At 63.6% G+C, this 18,723-nt stretch carries 20 protein-coding genes, 1 tRNA gene and 1 pseudogene; 11 read left to right on the top strand and 11 right to left on the bottom strand.

Annotation, left to right across the window (positions count from 1 at the left end; all coding sequences use genetic code 11):
• Positions 1–582 carry a TetR/AcrR family transcriptional regulator gene (locus X265_RS00510; protein WP_128963141.1) on the top strand — a complete coding sequence of 194 codons (582 nt, stop codon included), beginning with the start codon at positions 1–3 and terminating at the stop codon, positions 580–582.
• A gap of 140 nt (positions 583–722) precedes the next feature.
• Here the strand turns inward: X265_RS00510 and X265_RS00505 are convergent, their stop codons facing one another.
• From X265_RS00505 to X265_RS00470, 8 genes are all read right to left on the bottom strand, one after another.
• Entirely contained in the window at positions 723–995 is a 273-nt protein-coding gene (locus tag X265_RS00505; RefSeq protein ID WP_035704148.1) for a BQ00720 family protein, read from the bottom strand.
• Positions 996–1,045: 50 nt separating this feature from the next.
• Positions 1,046–1,471, bottom strand: coding sequence for an Hsp20 family protein (locus tag X265_RS00500; RefSeq protein ID WP_028133593.1), 426 nt, complete (start codon positions 1,469–1,471; stop codon positions 1,046–1,048).
• Positions 1,472–1,720: 249 nt separating this feature from the next.
• Entirely contained in the window at positions 1,721–2,806 is a 1,086-nt protein-coding gene (locus tag X265_RS00495; RefSeq protein ID WP_128963140.1) for a sn-glycerol-3-phosphate import ATP-binding protein UgpC, read from the bottom strand.
• A gap of 13 nt (positions 2,807–2,819) precedes the next feature.
• Complete coding sequence (gene ugpE / locus X265_RS00490; RefSeq protein ID WP_128963139.1) at positions 2,820–3,668, bottom strand: sn-glycerol-3-phosphate ABC transporter permease UgpE; 849 nt, start codon at positions 3,666–3,668, stop codon at positions 2,820–2,822.
• On the bottom strand, positions 3,668–4,549 hold the full coding sequence (gene ugpA, locus X265_RS00485; RefSeq protein ID WP_128963138.1) for a sn-glycerol-3-phosphate ABC transporter permease UgpA: 882 nt from the start codon (positions 4,547–4,549) through the stop codon (positions 3,668–3,670). The genes ugpE and ugpA overlap by 1 nt, the downstream gene beginning before the upstream one ends.
• Before the next feature lie 48 nt (positions 4,550–4,597).
• Positions 4,598–5,917 (bottom strand): sn-glycerol-3-phosphate ABC transporter substrate-binding protein UgpB, encoded by a 1,320-nt coding sequence (ugpB, locus tag X265_RS00480; protein ID WP_128963137.1) that lies wholly within the window; start codon positions 5,915–5,917, stop codon positions 4,598–4,600.
• Positions 5,918–6,143: 226 nt separating this feature from the next.
• Positions 6,144–7,361, bottom strand: a complete 1,218-nt coding sequence (locus tag X265_RS00475; RefSeq protein WP_128963136.1) for a CaiB/BaiF CoA transferase family protein — start codon at positions 7,359–7,361, stop codon at positions 6,144–6,146.
• Positions 7,362–7,534: 173 nt separating this feature from the next.
• Complete coding sequence (locus tag X265_RS00470; RefSeq protein ID WP_128963135.1) at positions 7,535–7,960, bottom strand: organic hydroperoxide resistance protein; 426 nt, start codon at positions 7,958–7,960, stop codon at positions 7,535–7,537.
• A gap of 157 nt (positions 7,961–8,117) precedes the next feature.
• Here X265_RS00470 and X265_RS00465 point away from each other — a divergent pair, with 157 nt between their 5' ends.
• Positions 8,118–8,576 (top strand): MarR family winged helix-turn-helix transcriptional regulator, encoded by a 459-nt coding sequence (locus X265_RS00465; protein ID WP_128963134.1) that lies wholly within the window; start codon positions 8,118–8,120, stop codon positions 8,574–8,576.
• 3 nt (positions 8,577–8,579) lie between these two features.
• Here the strand turns inward: X265_RS00465 and X265_RS00460 are convergent.
• The 3 genes and pseudogenes from X265_RS00460 to X265_RS00450 all read right to left on the bottom strand — a co-directional run bounded on the left by X265_RS00460 (position 8,580) and on the right by X265_RS00450 (position 9,537).
• Positions 8,580–8,822, bottom strand: a pseudogene (locus X265_RS00460) (GIY-YIG nuclease family protein).
• Positions 8,823–8,959: 137 nt separating this feature from the next.
• Positions 8,960–9,035 (bottom strand) — tRNA-Ala (locus X265_RS00455).
• 91 nt (positions 9,036–9,126) lie between these two features.
• Positions 9,127–9,537 (bottom strand): TIGR02300 family protein, encoded by a 411-nt coding sequence (locus X265_RS00450; RefSeq protein ID WP_128963133.1) that lies wholly within the window; start codon positions 9,535–9,537, stop codon positions 9,127–9,129.
• A gap of 161 nt (positions 9,538–9,698) precedes the next feature.
• Here X265_RS00450 and aroA point away from each other — a divergent pair, with 161 nt between their 5' ends.
• The 9 genes from aroA (at position 9,699) to trpA (ending at position 18,692) form a co-directional block, all read left to right on the top strand.
• Positions 9,699–11,036 (top strand): 3-phosphoshikimate 1-carboxyvinyltransferase, encoded by a 1,338-nt coding sequence (aroA, locus tag X265_RS00445; RefSeq protein ID WP_164938352.1) that lies wholly within the window; start codon positions 9,699–9,701, stop codon positions 11,034–11,036.
• Positions 11,033–11,671 (top strand): (d)CMP kinase, encoded by a 639-nt coding sequence (cmk, locus tag X265_RS00440; protein ID WP_128963131.1) that lies wholly within the window; start codon positions 11,033–11,035, stop codon positions 11,669–11,671. Before aroA ends, cmk begins: the two co-directional genes overlap by 4 nt.
• A 266-nt stretch (positions 11,672–11,937) precedes the next feature.
• On the top strand, positions 11,938–13,644 hold the full coding sequence (gene rpsA, locus X265_RS00435) for a 30S ribosomal protein S1 (protein WP_164938351.1): 1,707 nt from the start codon (positions 11,938–11,940) through the stop codon (positions 13,642–13,644).
• A gap of 344 nt (positions 13,645–13,988) precedes the next feature.
• A complete protein-coding gene (gene sppA, locus X265_RS00430) occupies positions 13,989–14,969 on the top strand; it encodes a signal peptide peptidase SppA (protein ID WP_128963129.1) in 981 nt (326 codons plus the stop codon).
• A 182-nt stretch (positions 14,970–15,151) separates the two neighbouring features.
• On the top strand, positions 15,152–15,457 hold the full coding sequence (locus tag X265_RS00425; RefSeq protein WP_007598410.1) for an integration host factor subunit beta: 306 nt from the start codon (positions 15,152–15,154) through the stop codon (positions 15,455–15,457).
• Between the two features lie 71 nt (positions 15,458–15,528).
• On the top strand, positions 15,529–15,921 hold the full coding sequence (locus X265_RS00420) for a lipopolysaccharide assembly protein LapA domain-containing protein (RefSeq protein WP_128963128.1): 393 nt from the start codon (positions 15,529–15,531) through the stop codon (positions 15,919–15,921).
• A gap of 64 nt (positions 15,922–15,985) precedes the next feature.
• Positions 15,986–16,645, top strand: coding sequence for a phosphoribosylanthranilate isomerase (locus X265_RS00415; protein ID WP_128963127.1), 660 nt, complete (start codon positions 15,986–15,988; stop codon positions 16,643–16,645).
• Positions 16,642–17,859 (top strand): tryptophan synthase subunit beta, encoded by a 1,218-nt coding sequence (trpB, locus tag X265_RS00410; RefSeq protein ID WP_128963126.1) that lies wholly within the window; start codon positions 16,642–16,644, stop codon positions 17,857–17,859. The genes X265_RS00415 and trpB overlap by 4 nt, the downstream gene beginning before the upstream one ends.
• Positions 17,856–18,692 (top strand): tryptophan synthase subunit alpha, encoded by an 837-nt coding sequence (gene trpA, locus X265_RS00405; RefSeq protein ID WP_128963125.1) that lies wholly within the window; start codon positions 17,856–17,858, stop codon positions 18,690–18,692. Before trpB ends, trpA begins: the two co-directional genes overlap by 4 nt.
• The last annotated feature ends 31 nt before the right edge of the window (positions 18,693–18,723 follow it).

Raw genomic sequence — 18,723 nt, 5'->3', positions numbered from 1 at the left:
ATGCCACGCAAGACTGATGCCCGCGCTCGCGCGATTGCCACCGCCGAACGACTGTTTCGCATCCAGGGCTACACGGCGACTGGATTGACCCAGATCATCGAGGAAAGCGGCGCGCCGAAGGGATCGTTCTACTTTCACTTTCCGCGCGGCAAGGCGCAGCTCGCGGAGGAAGCAATCGATCATTACGTGGCGAGCCGAATCGCGGTCTTGCGAAACATCTCGGCGAATACGACGGGCGATGCCCTGAAGTTTGTTCGTGAGATTTTCAGTACGTTCGCGGCCGAAATGATCGCCTCCGATTTCCAGTATGGATGTCTCATGCAGAATCTGGCGAACGAGCTTCCTGCACTCGACGCTGATCTGACCAAGCGGGTCGCGCGCGGATTTATTGATTCAACCGAGGTTATCGTGGAGCATTTTCGAGGATGCGGTTTCGCGCCCGCGCGCGCATCCTCGACCGCAGCCGCGTTGGTCGCCGCCCTCGAAGGCGCGCGAACGATCGCCCGCCTGCAACGCACGCCGGCCGTATTCGAGGCGCTGGCGGATGCAAGTGTTCAGAGCTGCGCCGGTCCCAGGAGGTGACCGGATTCATGGAGGATTCTGGGTGGTTTGCAGCGCTCGCGACAGCAATGCCGAAACATCATCTCTCAAGACGAAAAACGGGCATGCCTTCGTCTGAAGGCATGCCCGTTTGAAACTCACTTCGTCCGGAGAGCGCGCGCTCAGTGCACGCTGACGGCTTGCAGCTCGTTGCTCCAGGCGTTGGCGATCGCGGCTTCGCGGCTGTCGGTCAACATGATCGGCGTGCCGTCGGCGGCGTGGAGTGCGAACAGCTTGAGGCCGGGCGCAATCTTCGGCGCCTCGGGGAACAGGTCCGGTACGTCCTCGGAACGGATCTGCTTCACATAGGCGATATGGCCTTCGCCCAGGGTTGCCAGCGTCTCGGGCGAGACGTTCTTGGCTTCGTATTCGAACGCAACGTGACCTTCACTCATGGTCTCGACTCCTCTAACGAACTAAGCGGTCGAGTCCGCTACTCGTTCCATTATTCGTGCTCATTGATAGCGATTGTCTTAACGATCCTCTCCGGTTCGGGCCGGGCGAGGTCGATCGACAACAACCCGTTCTTCAGATCCGCACCCAGCACCAGCATCCCCTCGGCCAGCACGAACGTGCGCTGGAAGTGGCGCGCGGCGATGCCGCGATGGATGTATTGCCGGGATTTGTCGTCCTGCTGCCGCCCGCGGATCACGAGCTGGTTTTCCTCAATGGTTACATCGAGTTGGTCGCGGGTGAAGCCGGCGACCGCCAGCGTGATGCGCAAGCGCTCGGGCTGGCCGTCCGATCGATCACACCTCTCGATATTGTAGGGAGGGTAGCCGTCGGCGCCTTTGACGACGCGGTCGAGCACGCGCTCGATTTCGTCGAAGCCCAGAAGGAACGGACTGGAGAGCGTGGGAACACGAGACATAGTTTACAAAGTCCTCGCGGAAAGCGACTTTGGTGTTTCGGGGCCCGATCTAGGCACCCCTTGATCAGCAATATGGGCATATCCCTGTGCGGGTTCAAGGACGTAGCGGAAGGCTGTGGATTCACTGCTTCCGGCCTTGCCCGGTCATGAAGCTCTGCGCGCGAATTACCTCAACGAAAACAGAACCCCGTCTACTGTGCATGGGGTTGTTTTCGCGGCCTTTGCCGTTCGGCCGCCCTCAGGAAGAATTCAGGCCTCGATTCGCGTCCGGCCGTCGCCGCTGAACAGATGTAGCTTGGAGTGGATAGCGGCGACACGGATCTTCTGGCCGATGGCAGGGGCCTCGGTTCCGGGAATGCGGACGATGACCTCGCCGGGCGGCAGCTCGCCCGGGGTGGCCGCGACGCGCTGGTCTTCCTGTTCGCGGGAGCCGTAGACGAAAGTCTCGGCGCCGACGCGCTCGATCGCTTCCACGGTCAGGGACAACGCGACGCCGCCTGATGGCGTCTGGTCGGTGATGACGAAATTCTCCGGGCGGATGCCGAGGATGCCGGCCTCGCCCGCGCTGCCGCCGAGCTGCGATTTGATCTCGTCCGTGCGCGTCGACATCAGGTTCATCGGCGGCGCGCCGATGAAGGAGGCGACGAAGGTCGTCGCCGGCTTCTCGTAGATCGCAAGGGGGTTGCCGACCTGCTCGACTTCGCCGCCATTCATCACGACGAGGATGTCGGCGAGCGTCATCGCCTCCAACTGGTCGTGGGTGACGTAGATCGATGTGGTGTTGAGCCGGCGCTGCAATTTGCGGATCTCGACGCGCATCGCGATGCGCAGCTTGGCATCGAGGTTGGAGAGCGGCTCGTCGAACAGAAACACCTTCGGCTGGCGCACGATGGCGCGGCCCATGGCGACGCGCTGGCGCTGGCCGCCGGAGAGCTGGCGCGGCTTGCGCTCCAGCATGGCGGAGAGCTCGAGCACGCGCGCGGCTTCCTCGACGCGGCTCTTGATCTCGGCTTCCGCCATGCCGCGGTTGCGCAGGCCGTAAGCCATGTTGTTGAAGACGCTCATATGCGGGTAGAGCGCGTAATTCTGAAACACCATCGCGATGTCGCGATCGGCGGGCTCGATCTCGTTGACGACGCGGCCGCCGATGTCGATCTCGCCGCCGGTCACGGTCTCGAGGCCTGCGACCATGCGCAGCAGCGTGGACTTGCCGCAACCGCTTGGTCCGACCAGCACGCAGAACTGCCCGTCTGCGACATCGACGTTGACGCCTTTGATGGCCTCGAAGCCGCCGGTGTAGGTCTTGCGGACGTTGCGCAGGGTGACGTTGGCCATAGAAACTCGCTTCTTACTTTTCCGTCTCGACCAGGCCGCGCACGAACAGTTTCTGCATGGCGACGACGACGAACACCGGCGGCAGCATGGCCAGCACGGCGGTCGCCATCACGATCGGCCATTCGGTCAGTGCGTCGGTTGTCGTGATCATCTTGCGGATGCCGACCTGGATGGTCTGCATGTCGTCGCGGGTGGTGATGAGCAGCGGCCAGAGATATTGATTCCAGCCGAGGATGAAGAGGATGACGAACAGCGCCGCCATGTTGGTGCGGGACAGCGGCAACAGCGTATCCCAGAAGAAGCGCAAGGGGCCGGCGCCGTCGATGCGCGAGGCTTCGAGCAATTCGTCCGGCACCGTCATGAAGAACTGGCGGAACAGCAGCGTCGCCGTGGCCGATGCGATCAGCGGCAGCGCCAGCCCCGCATAGCTGTCGAGCATGTGCAGATCGGCGACGATCTTGTAGGTCGGATAGATGCGCACCTCGACCGGCAGCATCAAGGTGATGAAGATGAGCCAGAAGATCGGCATCCGCAGCGGAAAGCGGAAATAGACGATCGCATAGGCCGAGATGATGGAGATCGCGATCTTGCCGACTGCAATCAGCAGCGCCATGATCAGCGAGTTGAGCATCATGTTGGCCACGGGCTCGCGGGTCGAGCCGCTCGTGCCGACGAAGATGGTCTGGTAGTAGACTTCGAAGAAGTGGCCGCCGGGCAGCAGCGACATCTGGCCATTGGCGATCAGCGCGTTGTCCTGAGTCGAGGCGACGATGGCGATGTAGACGGGGAAGGCGACGATCGCGATCCCGATCCAGAGGATGATGTGGGCGAGGTAGCGCCGGATGCCCTCTTGCTCGACCATCAGTAGGTCACCTTGCGTTCGACGAAGCGGAACTGAATTCCCGTGAGCACGATGACGAGGATCATCAGGATCACCGATTGCGCCGCCGAGCTGCCGAGATTGCCGCCGAGCAGGCCGTCGGAATAGACCTTGTAGACCAGCGTCACCGTCGACGTTCCCGGACCGCCACGGGTCATGGTGTCGATGATGCCGAAGGTGTCGAAGAAGGCGTAGACGATGTTGACGACCAGGAGGAAGAAGATGGTCGGCGACAGCAGCGGGAAGGTCACGGTCCAGAACCGCCGCATCGGGCGCGCGCCGTCGATCGCGGCGGCCTCGAACACGCTTTTCGGAATGGCTTGCAGGCCTGCGAGGAAGAACAGGAAATTATACGAGATCTGCTTCCACGCTGCGGCAACGATGATCAGCGTCGCGGCCTGGTTGCTGTCGAGCAGCGGATTCCAGTCGATGCCGGCGGCGCGCAGGTAACGCGCGAGTACACCGAGAGAGGGATGCAGCATGAAGATCCAGAGCACACCGACGACGGGCGGCGCCACCGCGTACGGCCAGATCAGGAGCGTGCGGTAAAGCATCACGCCACGCAGCGGCTTGTCCGCCATCACCGCGAGCAGCAGCGCGAAGGACAGTGACGACACCGCGATCGCGAAGGAGAAGAAAAAGGTCCGGATGATCGACTCGAAGTAAGCCGGGTCCTGGAACAGCTCGATGTAATTGTCGAACCAGACGAAGCTCGTCGACAGGCCGAAGGCGTCCTGGAGCAGGAAGGACTGAATAACCGCCTGCAGGGCCGGCCAGTAGAAGAAAATCAGGACGACCGCGAGTTGCGGAGCAACCAGCGCGTAAGGCAATAGCTTTGATTTGAAAATGGCCTGCTTCTGCATGGTGCCGGGTGAGCGGCAGGCCGGACTACCGGCCTGCCGCTCATCGCCTCACTTCGTCGCGGTTTTTTCGAACTGACGTAGCATCGTGTTGCCGCGCTCGACGGCGGAGTCCAGCGCCTGCTTCGCCGTCTTCTTGCCGGCCAGCGCCTGCTCGATCTCTTCCGACCAGACATCACGCAGCTGGACCATGTTGCCGAGGCGCAGACCGCGGGAGTTCTCGGTCGGCTCCTTGTTGGTCAGCTCGAGCAGCGGGGTCTCGAGATAGGGCTGATCCTTGTAGAAGCCCTCGGCCTTGGCCTTCTCGTAGGCCGCCTTGGTGATCGGCAGATAGCCCGATTCCTTGTGGATCCAGACCTGGCGGTCGGTGTCCGAGAGGAACGTCAAGAATTTCGCGACGCCCTTGTATTCCTCGGCCGACTTGCCGCCCATGATCCAGAGCGAGGCGCCGCCGATGATCGAGTTCTGCGGCGCGCCCTTGACGTCAGGATAGTACGGCATCGGCGCGGCGGTGAAGGCGAACTTGGCCTGCGCCTTGACGTTGCCGAAGAAGGACGACGAGGTCAGGTAGATCGGGCATTCGCCTGACGTGAAGCGGCCTTCGCCGGTGTTGGTGCGGCCGGCGTAATCGTAGGTCTTGTCCTTCTGCAGCTCGACGAGGTTCTCGAGGTGCTTGACCTGGAGCGGGCCGTTGAACTCGAGCTTGGTGTCGAAGCCGTCGAGGCCGTTGGCCTTGGTCGCAAGCGGCACGTTGTGCCAGGCCGAGAGCTGCTCGAGATTGACCCAGGTGACCCACGAGCCGGAGAAGCCGCAGGTCGCATAGCCAGCAGCCTTCAGCTTCTTGGCGTCCTCGAAAACTTCCGGCCAGGTCTTCGGGACCGCTGCGATATTGGCCTTCTTCAATGCGTCGAGATTGACCCACATGACGGTCGACGAGGAGTTGAAGGGGAAGGACAGCATCTCGCCCTTCGAGGTCGAATAGTAGCCGGTGATCGCAGGCAGATAGGCCTTGGGATCGAACTTCTCGCCGGCTTCCTGCATCAGCTTGTAAACGGGCTTCACGGCGCCGGTCGCGGCCATCATGGTCGCGGTGCCGACCTCGAACACCTGCATGATGTGCGGGGCATTGCCGGCGCGGAACGCCGCGATGCCGGCGTTCATGGTGTCGGGATAGCTGCCCTTGTAGGTCGGGACGACCTTGTAGTCGCTCTGCGATGCGTTGAAGTCGTTGGCGAGCTTGACGATGACGTCGTTGTTCGCGCCGGTCATCGCGTGCCACCACTGGATTTCAGTGACGGCCAGCGCAGGCGAAGCGCCCAGACCCAGCGTGAGTGCAACAGCGGCAGCCGCTCCAAAATGTCGAAGAGCCATCAAGTAAACCTCCCTTGGCCGTCCTTTGGCCGTCAAAAAGAAGCGCTTGCGCTAGCAGCGCCATATGACGTTCACATGACTGTGTAAGCGGCCGAAACGAAAGCGGCAAGCGCTGGAAAAGGGAAGCCATCAAATAGGCGAACGCGCCCGCGCGCAGCCGCATCCGTTGGCGGTGCACATGCGTGCCCCCGCCGCACTGCGGCATGTTTGATGAGGAGGTAAGGCCCTAGCGCTTGCGCTCGGGGCCGCAGACTACACCTTGCGCGATCATCGCGTCGATGTCCGCCTTTGAGTAGCCGAACTCGCCCAGCACCTCCTGGGAGTGCTGGCTGAACTTCGGCGGCAGACGGCGCAGGCTCGGCTTGCTGCGATCGAGCCGGATCGGCGAGGCGACGCCCTTGTACCAGTCCTTCTCGATGATATCGCCGCGCGCGATCGTGTGCGCATTGGTCAGCGCCTGGTCGATCTTCTGCACGGGCCCTGCCGGTAGGCCGGCGGCGAGCAGGCGATTGCACAGCGGCTCGGCCTCATGCTGGCTGAACACGGCCGCAAGTTCGGCGCGCAGCGCCTCGCGATTGGCGATGCGGTCCTTGTTGCGGGCGAAGCGCGGGTCAGTGCCGAGCTCGGGCTTGCCGATTTCCTTGCAGAGCTTACGGAAGGTGCCGTCATTGCCGACGCCGATGAAGATGTTGTCGGTCTTGGTCGGGAAGATCGCGTAAGGCACAAGGTTCGGGTGCTCGTTGCCGGTGAGCGAGGGCGGCTTGCCATGCATGAAATAATTCGCGGTGTGCGGATGCATGATGGCAAGGCCGGTCTCGTAAAGCGTCGTCTCCAGGAACTGGCCCTTGCCCGAGCGCTGCCGCTCCGACAGCGCCATCAGGATGCCGATCGCCGCATAAAGCCCCGTGGTGATGTCGACCAGCGGCACGCCGATCCGCATCGGTCCGCTCTCGACCGAGCCGGTTGCCGCGATCATGCCGGTCATGGCCTGGATGATGGCATCATAGCCGGGATTGCCGCCGCGCGGGCCGTCGGCGCCGAAGCCGCAGATCCGGCAATGCACGAGGCGCGGGAATTTTTCGCGCAGCACATCGTTGCCGATGCCCCATTTCTCCAGCGTGCCCGGCTTGAAATTCTCGATCAGGACGTCGGCGGTCTCCAGCATCTTGAGCAGTACGACGCGACCGCCTTCGGAAGCGAGATCGAGGCCGATCGAGCGCTTGTTTCGGTTGATACCGATGAAATAGGCCGCGTCTTCCTCGTGGAAGGGAGGGCCCCATTCGCGCACCTCGTCGCCCGCGGGCGGCTCGACCTTGATCACGTCGGCGCCATGGTCGGCGAGGATCTGGGTGCAGTAGGGACCGCCGAGCACGCGCGTGAGGTCGATGACGCGCAGTCCGCTCATTGCGCCCAATGCTGCTCCAGAACTGGCGGCTTCAGTCATGCCTTCGCTTCCCTTGTCGATATTCGACCACAGGCCTAGCGAGGTTTTTTTATGCCAGCAATGGGCTGCCGCGTAGGGCCGCATGCGCGCCGCCGCGCAATCCCGCGATGTGGGAAATCTCGCGGAGGCGGCCGACCCGAGGGGGATCTCGGGCCAGCCGATCCGCCGTCGGATCAGACGACCGTCAGGCGGACGTCGACATTGCCGCGCGTCGCGTTGGAGTACGGGCACACCTGGTGCGCCTTCGCGACCAGCGCCTCGGCGTCCGCGCGGGCAAGACCCGGCAGCGAGACGGCGAGATCGATGTCGAGGCCGAAGCCGCCTTCCGAGCGCGGGCCGATGCCGACGGTCGAGGTCACGGAGGTATCGGCCGGGACCTTCGGGCCGCCCTGCGAGGCCACGAATTTCATCGCGCCGATGAAGCAGGCGGCATAGCCGGCCGCGAACAGCTGCTCGGGATTGTTGCCGGCGCCGCCGCCACCGCCGAGCTCCTTCGGCGTGGTGAGCTTGACGTCGAGCGCGCCATCCAGGGTCGCAGCATGGCCGTCGCGGCCGCCGGTGGCCTTCGCGCTGGTCTTGTAGAGGACGTTCACGGACATTTTCGTCTCCTCAGGGGTCTTTCGGGGTGGGGTGTCGCGTATATGGCAGGCAATTAGATTGTGCGCAATTGAATTTTGCAGGTCTCACATTTAATTGTTCGCAATTGAATGTCCGGCCGGCCGGCCCCAGAATGAGACAAATCCCATGAGATGTCAGATGGCCCGGAAATCAACGATCCTCGATCCGCAGCGGCTCGACAACCAGATCTGTTTCGCCGTCTATTCGGCCGCGCATGCCTTCAACCGCGTCTACAAGCCGCTGCTGGACAGGCTCGGCCTGACCTATCCGCAATACCTGGTCATGCTGGTGCTGTGGGAGCGCGACGACGTGCCGGTGAAGGAGATCGGCGAGAAGCTGTTTTTGGACTCGGGGACGCTGACGCCGCTGTTGAAGCGGCTCGAAGCCGCGCATCTGGTCAAGCGCACGCGCTCCAGCGAGGACGAGCGCCAGGTCCTGATCGCGCTGACCGTGCAAGGTCACGCACTCAAGGAAAAGGCGCGCAGCGTCCCGCAGTCGATCCTGGCGGCCTCGAACTGCACGGTCGCGGAGCTTGTCGCGATGAAGGACGAGATCGTCGCGCTGCGGGATCGGCTGAATGCGGTGATTGGGGAGTAGGGGTTAGCAGAGCCGCTTTTTCGAAAAGGCTCTGCCCGAGTGCGACTTGAGATATTTCTCGAACGCCAAGGCCTTCATCTTCTCGGGGAAAGCGCAGTACTAGACGAGCTTCCAGGGCTTGAACTTGGTGGTGTGAGCGGACCTGCCGGCGTTGTGTTCAGGCACCCGTCGCTTCAGATCTTCCGTGGCGCCGCTGTATTCCTGATCGGGAAATTCAATGCTGCGGAGGATGTAGACGTACCACATTGACGGCTCGCGCCTGGGCAGTCGTTAGGTGAGTCTCGTCATTCGTCCGTCTTCGCCCTGCCGGGCTTCGCCGGACACCACGCTTCGCCCTTTAGGCCCCTCGTGGCTGCGCCACGCGTAGCCCGAAGGGCGAAGCGTGGTGGAGCCAGGCGGGATCGAACCGCCGACCTCTTGCATGCCATGCAAGCGCTCTCCCAGCTGAGCTATGGCCCCTTAACCGTGGAGATGATCCTGGGGGATCACTCCCGACCCGCGAGTCTTCCGACTCGCGCGGTGCACCCTTTTTCACAGATCAGGACTGATCTCAAGTCTCTTCATCACCTCCGACATCACCAATGATGTCGGTTACGTCCTCATCGCCCTCTTCCTCGTCGGCAATGAAGGTCGAATCGTCGTCATCGTCGTCGTCGAGGGTCTCGTCGACCTCGATATCGTCCTCGGATTCGGGGACGACAGCCTTGACCTTGCCGGTGTTCTCCTCGGCGTCGGCCTCCTCGAGCGAGACCAACTCTTCCGACTCCGCCGGCTCCGGCGCGGTATCCTGAGCCATGTTGCGGGATTCGGCGCTGCCGCGGGTCGCACGGGCCGGCGCGATGGGCGCGATCGGCACGACTTCGCCGGTATAAGGCGAGATCACCGGATTCTTGTTGAGGTCATAGAACTTCTTGCCCGTGGTCGGGCAAATACGTTTGGTTCCGAGTTCGGACTTGGCCACGGCAGAGGAATCCTGGGAATGTCTGAAAAGCGGTGCTTCACTTGGCTAGTTGGCGGCCCGCTGTCAATAGCGCATTACGAGAGAAAGACATGCTCGTGACGGCGGGGAGACCGTGTGGTACCTGCCCGCAGCCCCTAAAGGGCGCATCCAAGGACACAATCTTGACCCATTCCGACAAGCCGACACCGCTGACGTCGCGTGCGAGCGGTCCCCTGACCGGAAAAGTACGGGTGCCCGGGGACAAGTCGATCTCGCACCGGGCTCTCATTTTGGGCGCGCTGGCGGTCGGCGAAACCCGCATTACGGGCCTGCTCGAGGGCGAGGACGTCCTCAACACAGCCAAATCCATGCAGGCCCTCGGCGCCAAGGTCGAGCGCACCGGCGCTTTCGCCTGGAAAGTCCAGGGCGTCGGCGTCGGCGGCTTCGCCCAGCCCAGGGCAGCGCTGGATTTCGGCAATTCCGGCACCGGCTGCCGGCTGGTCATGGGCGCCGTCGCCGGCTGCCCGATCTCGGCGGTGTTCGACGGCGACGCCTCGCTGCGCAGCCGCCCGATGCGTCGGATCCTCGATCCGCTCGAGAAAATGGGGGCGAAGGTGATCTCCGGCGGCGAAGGCGGCCGCCTGCCGCTGACCCTCCAGGGCGCGCGTGACCCGCTGCCGATCACCTACAAGACCCCGGTCGCCTCGGCCCAAATCAAATCGGCGGTGCTGCTGGCGGGCCTGGCCGCGCCCGGCACCACCACCGTCATCGAGAGCGAGGCCAGCCGCGACCACACCGAGCTGATGCTGAAGCATTTTGGCGCCGATATCACCTCGATCGCCGAGGGGGCTCACGGCCGCCGCATCTCGCTTGTGGGTCAGCCTGAGCTGCATGGCGCCACCGTCATCGTGCCCGCCGATCCGTCTTCCGCGGCCTTTCCTATCGTCGCAGCGCTGATCGTCGAAGGCTCCGATGTAGTTCTTTCTGACGTGATGACCAATCCGCTGCGCACCGGTCTTTTCACCACGCTGCGTGAAATGGGGGCTTTGATCGAGGAAAGCGAAGTCCGCAGCGACGCCGGCGAGCCTATGGCGCGCTTGCGCGTGCGCGCCTCAAAGCTGCGCGGCGTCGAGGTGCCGCCGGAGCGCGCGCCCTCGATGATCGACGAATATCTGGTGCTGGCGGTTGCGGCGTCCTTCGCCGAAGGCACGACAATCATGCGTGGCCTGCAGGAGTTGCGGGTCAAGGAATCCGACCGGCTGGAGGCCACGGCCGCGATGCTCCGCGTCAACGGTGTGAAGGTCACCGTCTCCGGCGACGATCTGATCGTCGAGGGCCGCGGCCACGTCCCTGGTGGCGGCACGGTCGCCACTCACATGGATCACCGCATCGCGATGTCCGCGCTGGTAATGGGCTGCGCGTCCGATCAGCCGGTGATGGTCGACGACACCGCCTTCATCGCCACCAGTTTCCCCGATTTCATTCCGATGATGCGTTCGCTGGGGGCCGAGTTTTCATGATCATCGCCATCGACGGACCCGCGGCCTCGGGCAAGGGCACCCTCGGCAAGCGCCTCGCGCATCACTATGGTTATCGTCATCTCGATACCGGCGTGATCTATCGTGCGGTTGCCTACGCCCTGATGCAGTCGGGCGCCGATCTCCGGGACGAGGCCGCGGCGGTGGCGGCGGCATTGGAGCTTGATCCCGAAAAGTTCGGCAATCCCGCCCTGAAGACCCAGGCGGCCGGCGAGGGCGCTTCAATCGTCTCGGCGATCCCCAGGGTTCGCGAGGTCCTGCTCAATTTCCAGCGGCAATTCGCCGCCGATCCGCCCGGCGCCGTGCTCGATGGCCGGGACATTGGAACCGTGATCTGCCCGCATGCCGACGTGAAGATCTTCGTCGTCGCCGACCCCAAGGTTCGTGCCCGCCGCCGCACCATGGAGGCCAGGGCGAGGGGCGAGGAGGCGGACGAGGCGGCCGTACTCGCCGACATCATCCAGCGCGACGAGCGCGACAAGAACCGGCCGATCGCGCCTTTAAAACCGGCCCCGGATGCTTACTTGCTAGATAACTCCCAACTGGATATAGAAGGCGGCGTCCGGGCCGCCATCGACATTATCGAGGCCGTCCGAGCGGGCCGGTCGCGGGGTTAAGCCGCAGCCGTCATTGGAGGAAGCGCCCGCTCCCGCTCTTTGAGGTCGATACGTCAGGTCCCTGTTTGGGGCCGACGCGATCCAGGCTCCGGACACAAGATTTCCACGTATCGAACGCGCGGGCCTCTGCCGGCCCGCTTCCGCTGTTTCGGCCTCAAGCCGGAGCAACGAGCGGTCGCTCGAAGGTCTTGCGGGCCTTCCGACACTGCGCGCGCGATACGCCCTTGAACCCAACGGCCGGCAAGACATCCGCAACTGGAGAACAAATGGCTTCGACTTCCGCTGATACCTATAGCCCGTCGCGTGACGATTTCGCCGCGATGCTCGACGAGTCCTTCGCAGGCGGCAACCTGCAGGAGAGCTCGGTCGTCAAGGGCAAGGTGGTTGCAATTGAAAAGGACATGGCCGTCATCGACGTCGGCCTGAAGACCGAGGGCCGCGTCGCCCTGCGCGAATTTTCCGGCCCCGGCCGTGACAGCGATCTCAAGGTTGGCGACGAGGTCGAAGTGTTCCTCGATCGCATCGAAAACGCGCTCGGCGAGGCCGTGCTGTCGCGCGACAAGGCGCGCCGCGAAGAGAGCTGGGGCAAGCTCGAGAAGGCCTTCCAGAACAACGAGAAGGTCAACGGCGTCATCTTCAACCAGGTCAAGGGCGGCTTCACCGTCGACCTCGACGGTGCCGTGGCCTTCCTGCCGCGCTCGCAGGTCGACATCCGTCCGATCCGCGACGTCGCGCCGCTGATGAACAACTCGCAGCCGTTCCAGATCCTCAAGATGGACCGCCGCCGCGGCAACATCGTGGTGTCCCGCCGCACGGTTCTCGAAGAGACCCGCGCCGAGCAGCGCCAGGAGCTGGTGCAGAACCTCGAAGAGGGTCAGGTCATCGACGGCGTGGTCAAGAACATCACCGATTACGGTGCGTTCGTCGACCTCGGCGGCATCGACGGCCTGCTGCACGTCACCGACATCGCGTGGCGCCGTGTCAACCACCCGACCGAGGTGCTCTCGATCGGCCAGACCGTGAAGGTCAAGATCATCAAGATCAACCACGAGACGCACCGCATCTCGCTGGGCATGAAGCAGCTGCTGGACGATCCGTGGCAGGGCATCGAAGCCAAGTACCCGCTGGGTGCCCGCTTCACCGGCCGTGTCACCAATATCACCGACTACGGTGCGTTCGTCGAGCTCGAGCCGGGCATCGAAGGCCTGATCCACGTCTCCGAGATGTCGTGGACCAAGAAGAACATGCACCCCGGCAAGATCGTGTCGACCTCGCAGGAAGTCGACGTGCAGGTGCTGGAAGTCGATTCCGTCAAGCGCCGCATCTCGCTCGGTCTCAAGCAGACCATGCGCAACCCGTGGGAGGTCTTCGTCGAAGGTCATCCGACCGGTTCGGTGGTCGAGGGCGAAGTCAAGAACAAGACCGAGTTCGGTCTGTTCCTGGGCCTCGAGGGCGACGTGGACGGCATGGTCCACCTCTCCGATCTCGACTGGAAGCTTCCGGGCGAGCAGGTGATCGACAACTACAAGAAGGGCGACATGGTGAAGGCCGTGGTGCTCGATGTGGACGTCGAGAAGGAGCGTATCTCGCTCGGCATCAAGCAGCTCGAAGGCGACCCCTTCGCCGAGCCGGGCGATGTCAAGAAGGGCGCGGTCGTGACCTGCGAAGTGCTCGAGGTGAAGGAAAGCGGTATCGAGGTGAAGATCACCGGGACCGATTTCTCGACCTTCATCAAGCGCTCGGAGCTCGCGCGTGACCGCAACGATCAGCGCGCCGAACGCTTTGCCGTCGGCGAGAAGGTCGATGCCCGCGTGATCCAGTTCGACAAGAAGGCCCGCAAGGTCCAGGTGTCGATCAAGGCGCTCGAAGTCGCCGAAGAGAAGGAAGCCATCGCGCAGTACGGCTCCTCGGATTCGGGTGCGACGCTGGGCGACATCCTCGGCACCGCGCTCAAGAACCGCGACAGCAAGTAAGCAAAACCAAGGTTTTGCCGACATCGAAGCCCCGGCGCGAGCCGGGGCTTTTTTATTGCTGCGGCATACTCCGCTGACGTCCCGGGCGCGCGAAGCGCGAGCCCGGGACCCATACCCACAAGTTTGAGTTTGGCGAAGACCCGTGGTTATCAACTCGCGCGACAACTTCTCCTGGGGTTGTGGATCCCCGCCTTCGCGGGGATGACAGCGGGATGTGGCAGCTCCGGGCTACGCGCTCACAGCCTTGTTTTCTTCAAATTGCGCCGCAATTGATGTATCGAGACAAGCCCATGGTCATATCGTGACGGCACAACGCCAGCGGCCTTTCATTTGGAGATAGCTAGATGTCGCTCGATTCGGACATCATCGTCGATCGCCGCAGGATCCGCCGCAAGCTGACGTTCTGGCGCGTGGCGGCCGCGCTGATCGCGATCGCGGCGATCGCGGGCTTTGCGCTGATTGCGACGCCCGGCGCGCGCGGCAGCTTCGTCTCCGCCGGCTCCATCGCGCGCGTGCAGATCGAGGGCTTGATCCGCAGCGATGCCGACCGCACGCGGGCGCTGGAGCGGCTGGAGAATTCGCAGGCCGCCGCCGTCATCGTTCACATCAATTCGCCCGGCGGCACCACCGCCGGCTCCGAGCAGCTCTATGATTCATTGACGCGGCTGAAGGCCAAGAAGCCGCTGGTCGTCGTGGTCGAAGGCCTTGCGGCATCCGGCGGCTACATCACCGCGATTGCCAGCGACCACATCATCGCCCAGCAGAGCTCGCTGGTCGGCTCGATCGGCGTGTTGTTCCAGTTTCCCAACGTCTCGGAACTGCTGAAGACCATCGGCGTCAAGGTCGAGGAGGTGAAGTCCACGCCGCTGAAGGCCGCGCCCAACGGTTTTGAGCCGACCAGCCCGGAAGCGCGGGCCGCGCTGGATGCGCTGGTGAAGGATTCCTATGCCTGGTTCAAGGATCTGGTGAAGCAGCGCCGTGGCATGGATGACACGCAGCTGGAAAAAGTCGTCGACGGCCGCGTCTTCACCGGCCGCCAGGCGATCGGTCTCAAGCTGATCGATCAGCTCGGTGACGAGAAAACCGCCGTGGCCTGGCTCGAGGAACAGAAGGGCGTCAAGAAGGGTCTTTCGGTACGCGATTACAAGCTCGAGCCACGCTTTGGCGATCTGACGTTCCTCAAGACGGCCGCTGCCGTGACGCTGGAAGCGCTTGGATTCGGCTCGATTGCGCATCAAATCACGCAAACCGGCGTTGTGCAGGCGGTCGATCGCGTCGGGCTGGATGGAATGCTGGCCCTGTGGGAGCCGGCTGCGTCGAATTGACCTGAAACGGCGGGAACAACGCGAGCTCCGAACCTTTTTCCCGTCTCGCGGGTGCCCGTGCAGCCCGCTTTTTCGGCATTTGTCACGCATTTTCACGATGCGCGACGTTCATTTAGCGTCTTGACAGATCAACGCATTTTCACGGAAATGGTCATCCGCACGCTTCCGGGTCCTATCTCTCGATGATCAAATCCGAACTTGTTCAGCGTATCGCCGAGCACAACCCGCATCTGTACCAGCGGGATGTCGAGAACATTGTGAATGCGATTCTCGAAGAGATCGTAGCGGCCCTCGCGCGCGGTGACCGCGTCGAGCTGCGCGGTTTCGGCGCTTTCTCGGTCAAGCATCGTCCGGCACGCGCGGGGCGCAATCCACGCACCGGCGCCCATGTCCCCGTCGACCAGAAGAGCGTTCCGTTCTTCAAGACCGGCAAGGAGATGCGCGAGCGGCTCAATCGCGACCATCCGGATCCCGGCGCACCCGATTAAGCCTGTCGTCCGGATTTTACCTGATAGCCGCATGATGCGGCAGCAAGCTTGATTCAAGGCGAGCGATCGCGATGCGAAAGTTCCTGACCGCGCTGATCGTGATTCCGCTGGGCCTGATCCTGGTGACCTTTGCCGTGGCCAACCGGCATTTCGTCACCGTCTCCTTCGATCCTCTCATGGCGGCCGATCCGGCCCTGTCGGTCACGTTGCCGCTGTTCCTGCTGCTGATCCTGGCCGCTGCCGTGGGCGTCATCGTCGGCGGCTGCGCCGTCTGGTTCGGCCAGCGGCACTGGCGGCGCGCGGCACGCCGGCATGAGGCGGATGCCCGGGCCGCCCGGGTCGAGCTGGCCGATCTGAGGGCCCAGGCGGCCCCGGCAAAGCCCGATCCCCAGCGCCTCCCGGTGCCCTCAGGGATGGGCCTTTACGGCCCCGTCGGGCGAGACAAGCAGCGCGTGACGTTGTAGAAGCGGCCCGACCGAAAAGCCCGTTTCCCGGCCGCCACTTGCGGCCTCCCTCTGCTTTGAGACCATGTCCCTGCTCGTCAAAATCTGCGGCCTGTCCACGCCCGAGACGCTCGAGGTGGCGCTCGACGCGGGCGCCGACATGGTGGGGTTCGTGTTCTTTCCGCCCTCGCCGCGGCATGTCTCGCTGGAGACGGGACGGGATCTCGGTCGGCAGGTGAAGCGGCGCGCCCTGAAAGTGGCGCTCACGGTGGATGCCGACGATGCGACGCTCGACAACATCATGGACGCACTGTCGCCTGACATCTTCCAGCTTCACGGCAAGGAGAGCGTGGCGCGGTTGCGCGACATCAAGCAGAGGTTTGGCCGCCCGGTGATGAAGGCGGTGCCGGTCGCGAGTGCCGCCGATCTCGCCGTGCTGCCCGGCTATGCCGCGGTCGCCGACCGCATCCTGTTCGACGCCCGCGCGCCGAAGGACGCGACGCGCCCCGGAGGTCTGGGCGCGCCGTTCGACTGGCATCTGCTGCAAAACCTGGAGCTGAATCTCCCGTATATGGTCTCGGGCGGCCTCGATGCCCAAAACCTTGCGGAAGCCCTTCGCGTCACCCGCGCCGGCGGCATCGACGTCTCCTCCGGAGTCGAGAGCGCCCCTGGCGTCAAGGACCCCGAGCTGATCAAGGCCTTCATTCGCGCCGCGCGCGCCACCCGAGAGTTGAGCGTTCGATGAACATCGCCAAACCAAATTCCTATCGCAGCGGCCCCGACGAGCGCGGCCACTTCGGCATCTTCGGCGGCCGCTTCGTCGCCGAAACCCTGATGCCGCTGATCCTCGACCTCGAGAAGGCCTACACCGCGGCCAAGGCCGATCCGGCCTTCCAGGCCGAGATGAACGGCTATCTCAAGAACTATGTCGGCCGGCCCTCGCCGCTTTATTTCGCCGAGCGCCTCACCGAGCATCTCGGCGGCGCCAAGATCTACCTGAAGCGCGAAGAGCTCAATCACACCGGTTCGCACAAGGTGAACAACGTGCTCGGCCAGATCATGCTGGCGCGGCGCATGGGCAAGAAGCGCATCATCGCCGAGACCGGCGCCGGCCAACACGGTGTCGCCACCGCGACGCTGTGTGCGCGCTTCGGCCTGGAATGCGTGGTCTATATGGGCGCCGTCGACGTCGAGCGGCAGCAGCCCAACGTGATCCGGATGGAGATGCTGGGCGCCACGGTGATGCCGGTGCAGTCGGGCACGCGCACGCTGAAGGATGCGATGAACGAGGCGCTGCGCGACTGGGTCACCAACGTGCACAACACCTTCTACTGCATCGGCACGGTGGCGGGCCCGCATCCCTATCCGACGCTGGTGCGCGATTTCCAGTCGATCATCGGTAACGAGACCAAGGCGCAGATGCAGGAGGTCGAGGGTCGCCTGCCGGATTCGCTGGTCGCCTGCATCGGCGGCGGCTCGAACGCGATGGGCCTGTTCCATCCCTTCCTCGATGATCCCTCTGTTGAAATCTTTGGCGTCGAAGCCGCCGGCCACGGGCTCACGCAGCTGCACGCGGCCTCGATCGCCGGCGGCCGTCCCGGCGTGCTGCATGGCAACCGCACCTATCTCCTGATGGACGCCGACGGCCAGATCCAGGATGCGCATTCGATCTCGGCCGGTCTCGACTATCCCGGCATTGGCCCCGAGCATTCGTGGCTGCACGAGGTCGGCCGCGTCAATTATCTGTCCGCGACCGATGACGAGGCGCTCGCCGCATTCCAGCTGCTCTCGAAGCTCGAAGGCATCATCCCTGCGCTCGAGCCCGCACATGCCATCGCCAAAGTGATGGAGCTCGCGCCGAAGCGGCCGAAAGACCACCTGATGGTCGTCAATCTCTCCGGCCGCGGCGACAAGGACGTCCCGCAGGTCGGCGACATCCTGAGGGGCAAGAGCAAGTGACTACGCGTATCGACACACGTTTTGCCGAGTTGAAGAAGCAGGGCCGCGCGGCCTTCGTCACCTATGTGATGGCCGGAGATCCTGACATCACGACGTCGCTCGAGATCGTCAAGGCGCTGCCCAAGGCAGGCGCCGAAATCATCGAGCTCGGCATCCCCTTCACCGATCCGATGGCCGATGGTCCCTCGATCCAAGCCGCGGGTCTGCGCGCGCTCAAGGGCGGCATGACGTTGAAGAAGACGCTGGAGCTGGTGCGTGCGTTCCGCAAGGACGACAACGCCACGCCGCTGGTGCTGATGGGCTATTACAATCCGATCTACATTTACGGCGTCGACAAGTTTTTGGCTGACGCTAAGTCGGCCGGCGTTGACGGCCTGATTGTCGTCGATCTGCCGCCGGAGGAAGACGACGAGCTCTGCATTCCCGCGCTGAAGGCAGGCCTGAACTTCATTCGCCTGGCGACTCCGACGACCGACGACAAGCGTCTGCCGGCCGTGCTCACGAACACGTCGGGCTTTGTCTATTACGTCTCCATCGCCGGCATCACCGGTGCGGCAGCGGCGGACGCGAATGTTGTCGGCGAAGCCGTCGCGCGCATCAAGCGGCATACCGGCTTGCCGATCTGCGTTGGCTTCGGCATTCGCACCCCCGAGGCCGCGCGCGCCATCGCCGAGAAGGCCGATGGTTCGGTGGTCGGCACCGCGCTGGTCGACGCGCTCAAGAACAGCCTCGATGCCGAGGGGCGGGCCACCGCCAAAACCGTTAACGCCGTGGCCGAATTGACGGCTGCTCTGGCCCAGGGCGTCAAAGCTGCGAAACAGGCGGCCGAATAGGCCATAATTCGCGCTACGTTTCATGCGCTTT

It is taken from the genome of Bradyrhizobium guangdongense, assembly GCF_004114975.1.
Lineage (GTDB): Bacteria > Pseudomonadota > Alphaproteobacteria > Rhizobiales > Xanthobacteraceae > Bradyrhizobium > Bradyrhizobium guangdongense.
This window is presented reverse-complemented; position numbering and strand designations above follow the sequence as displayed.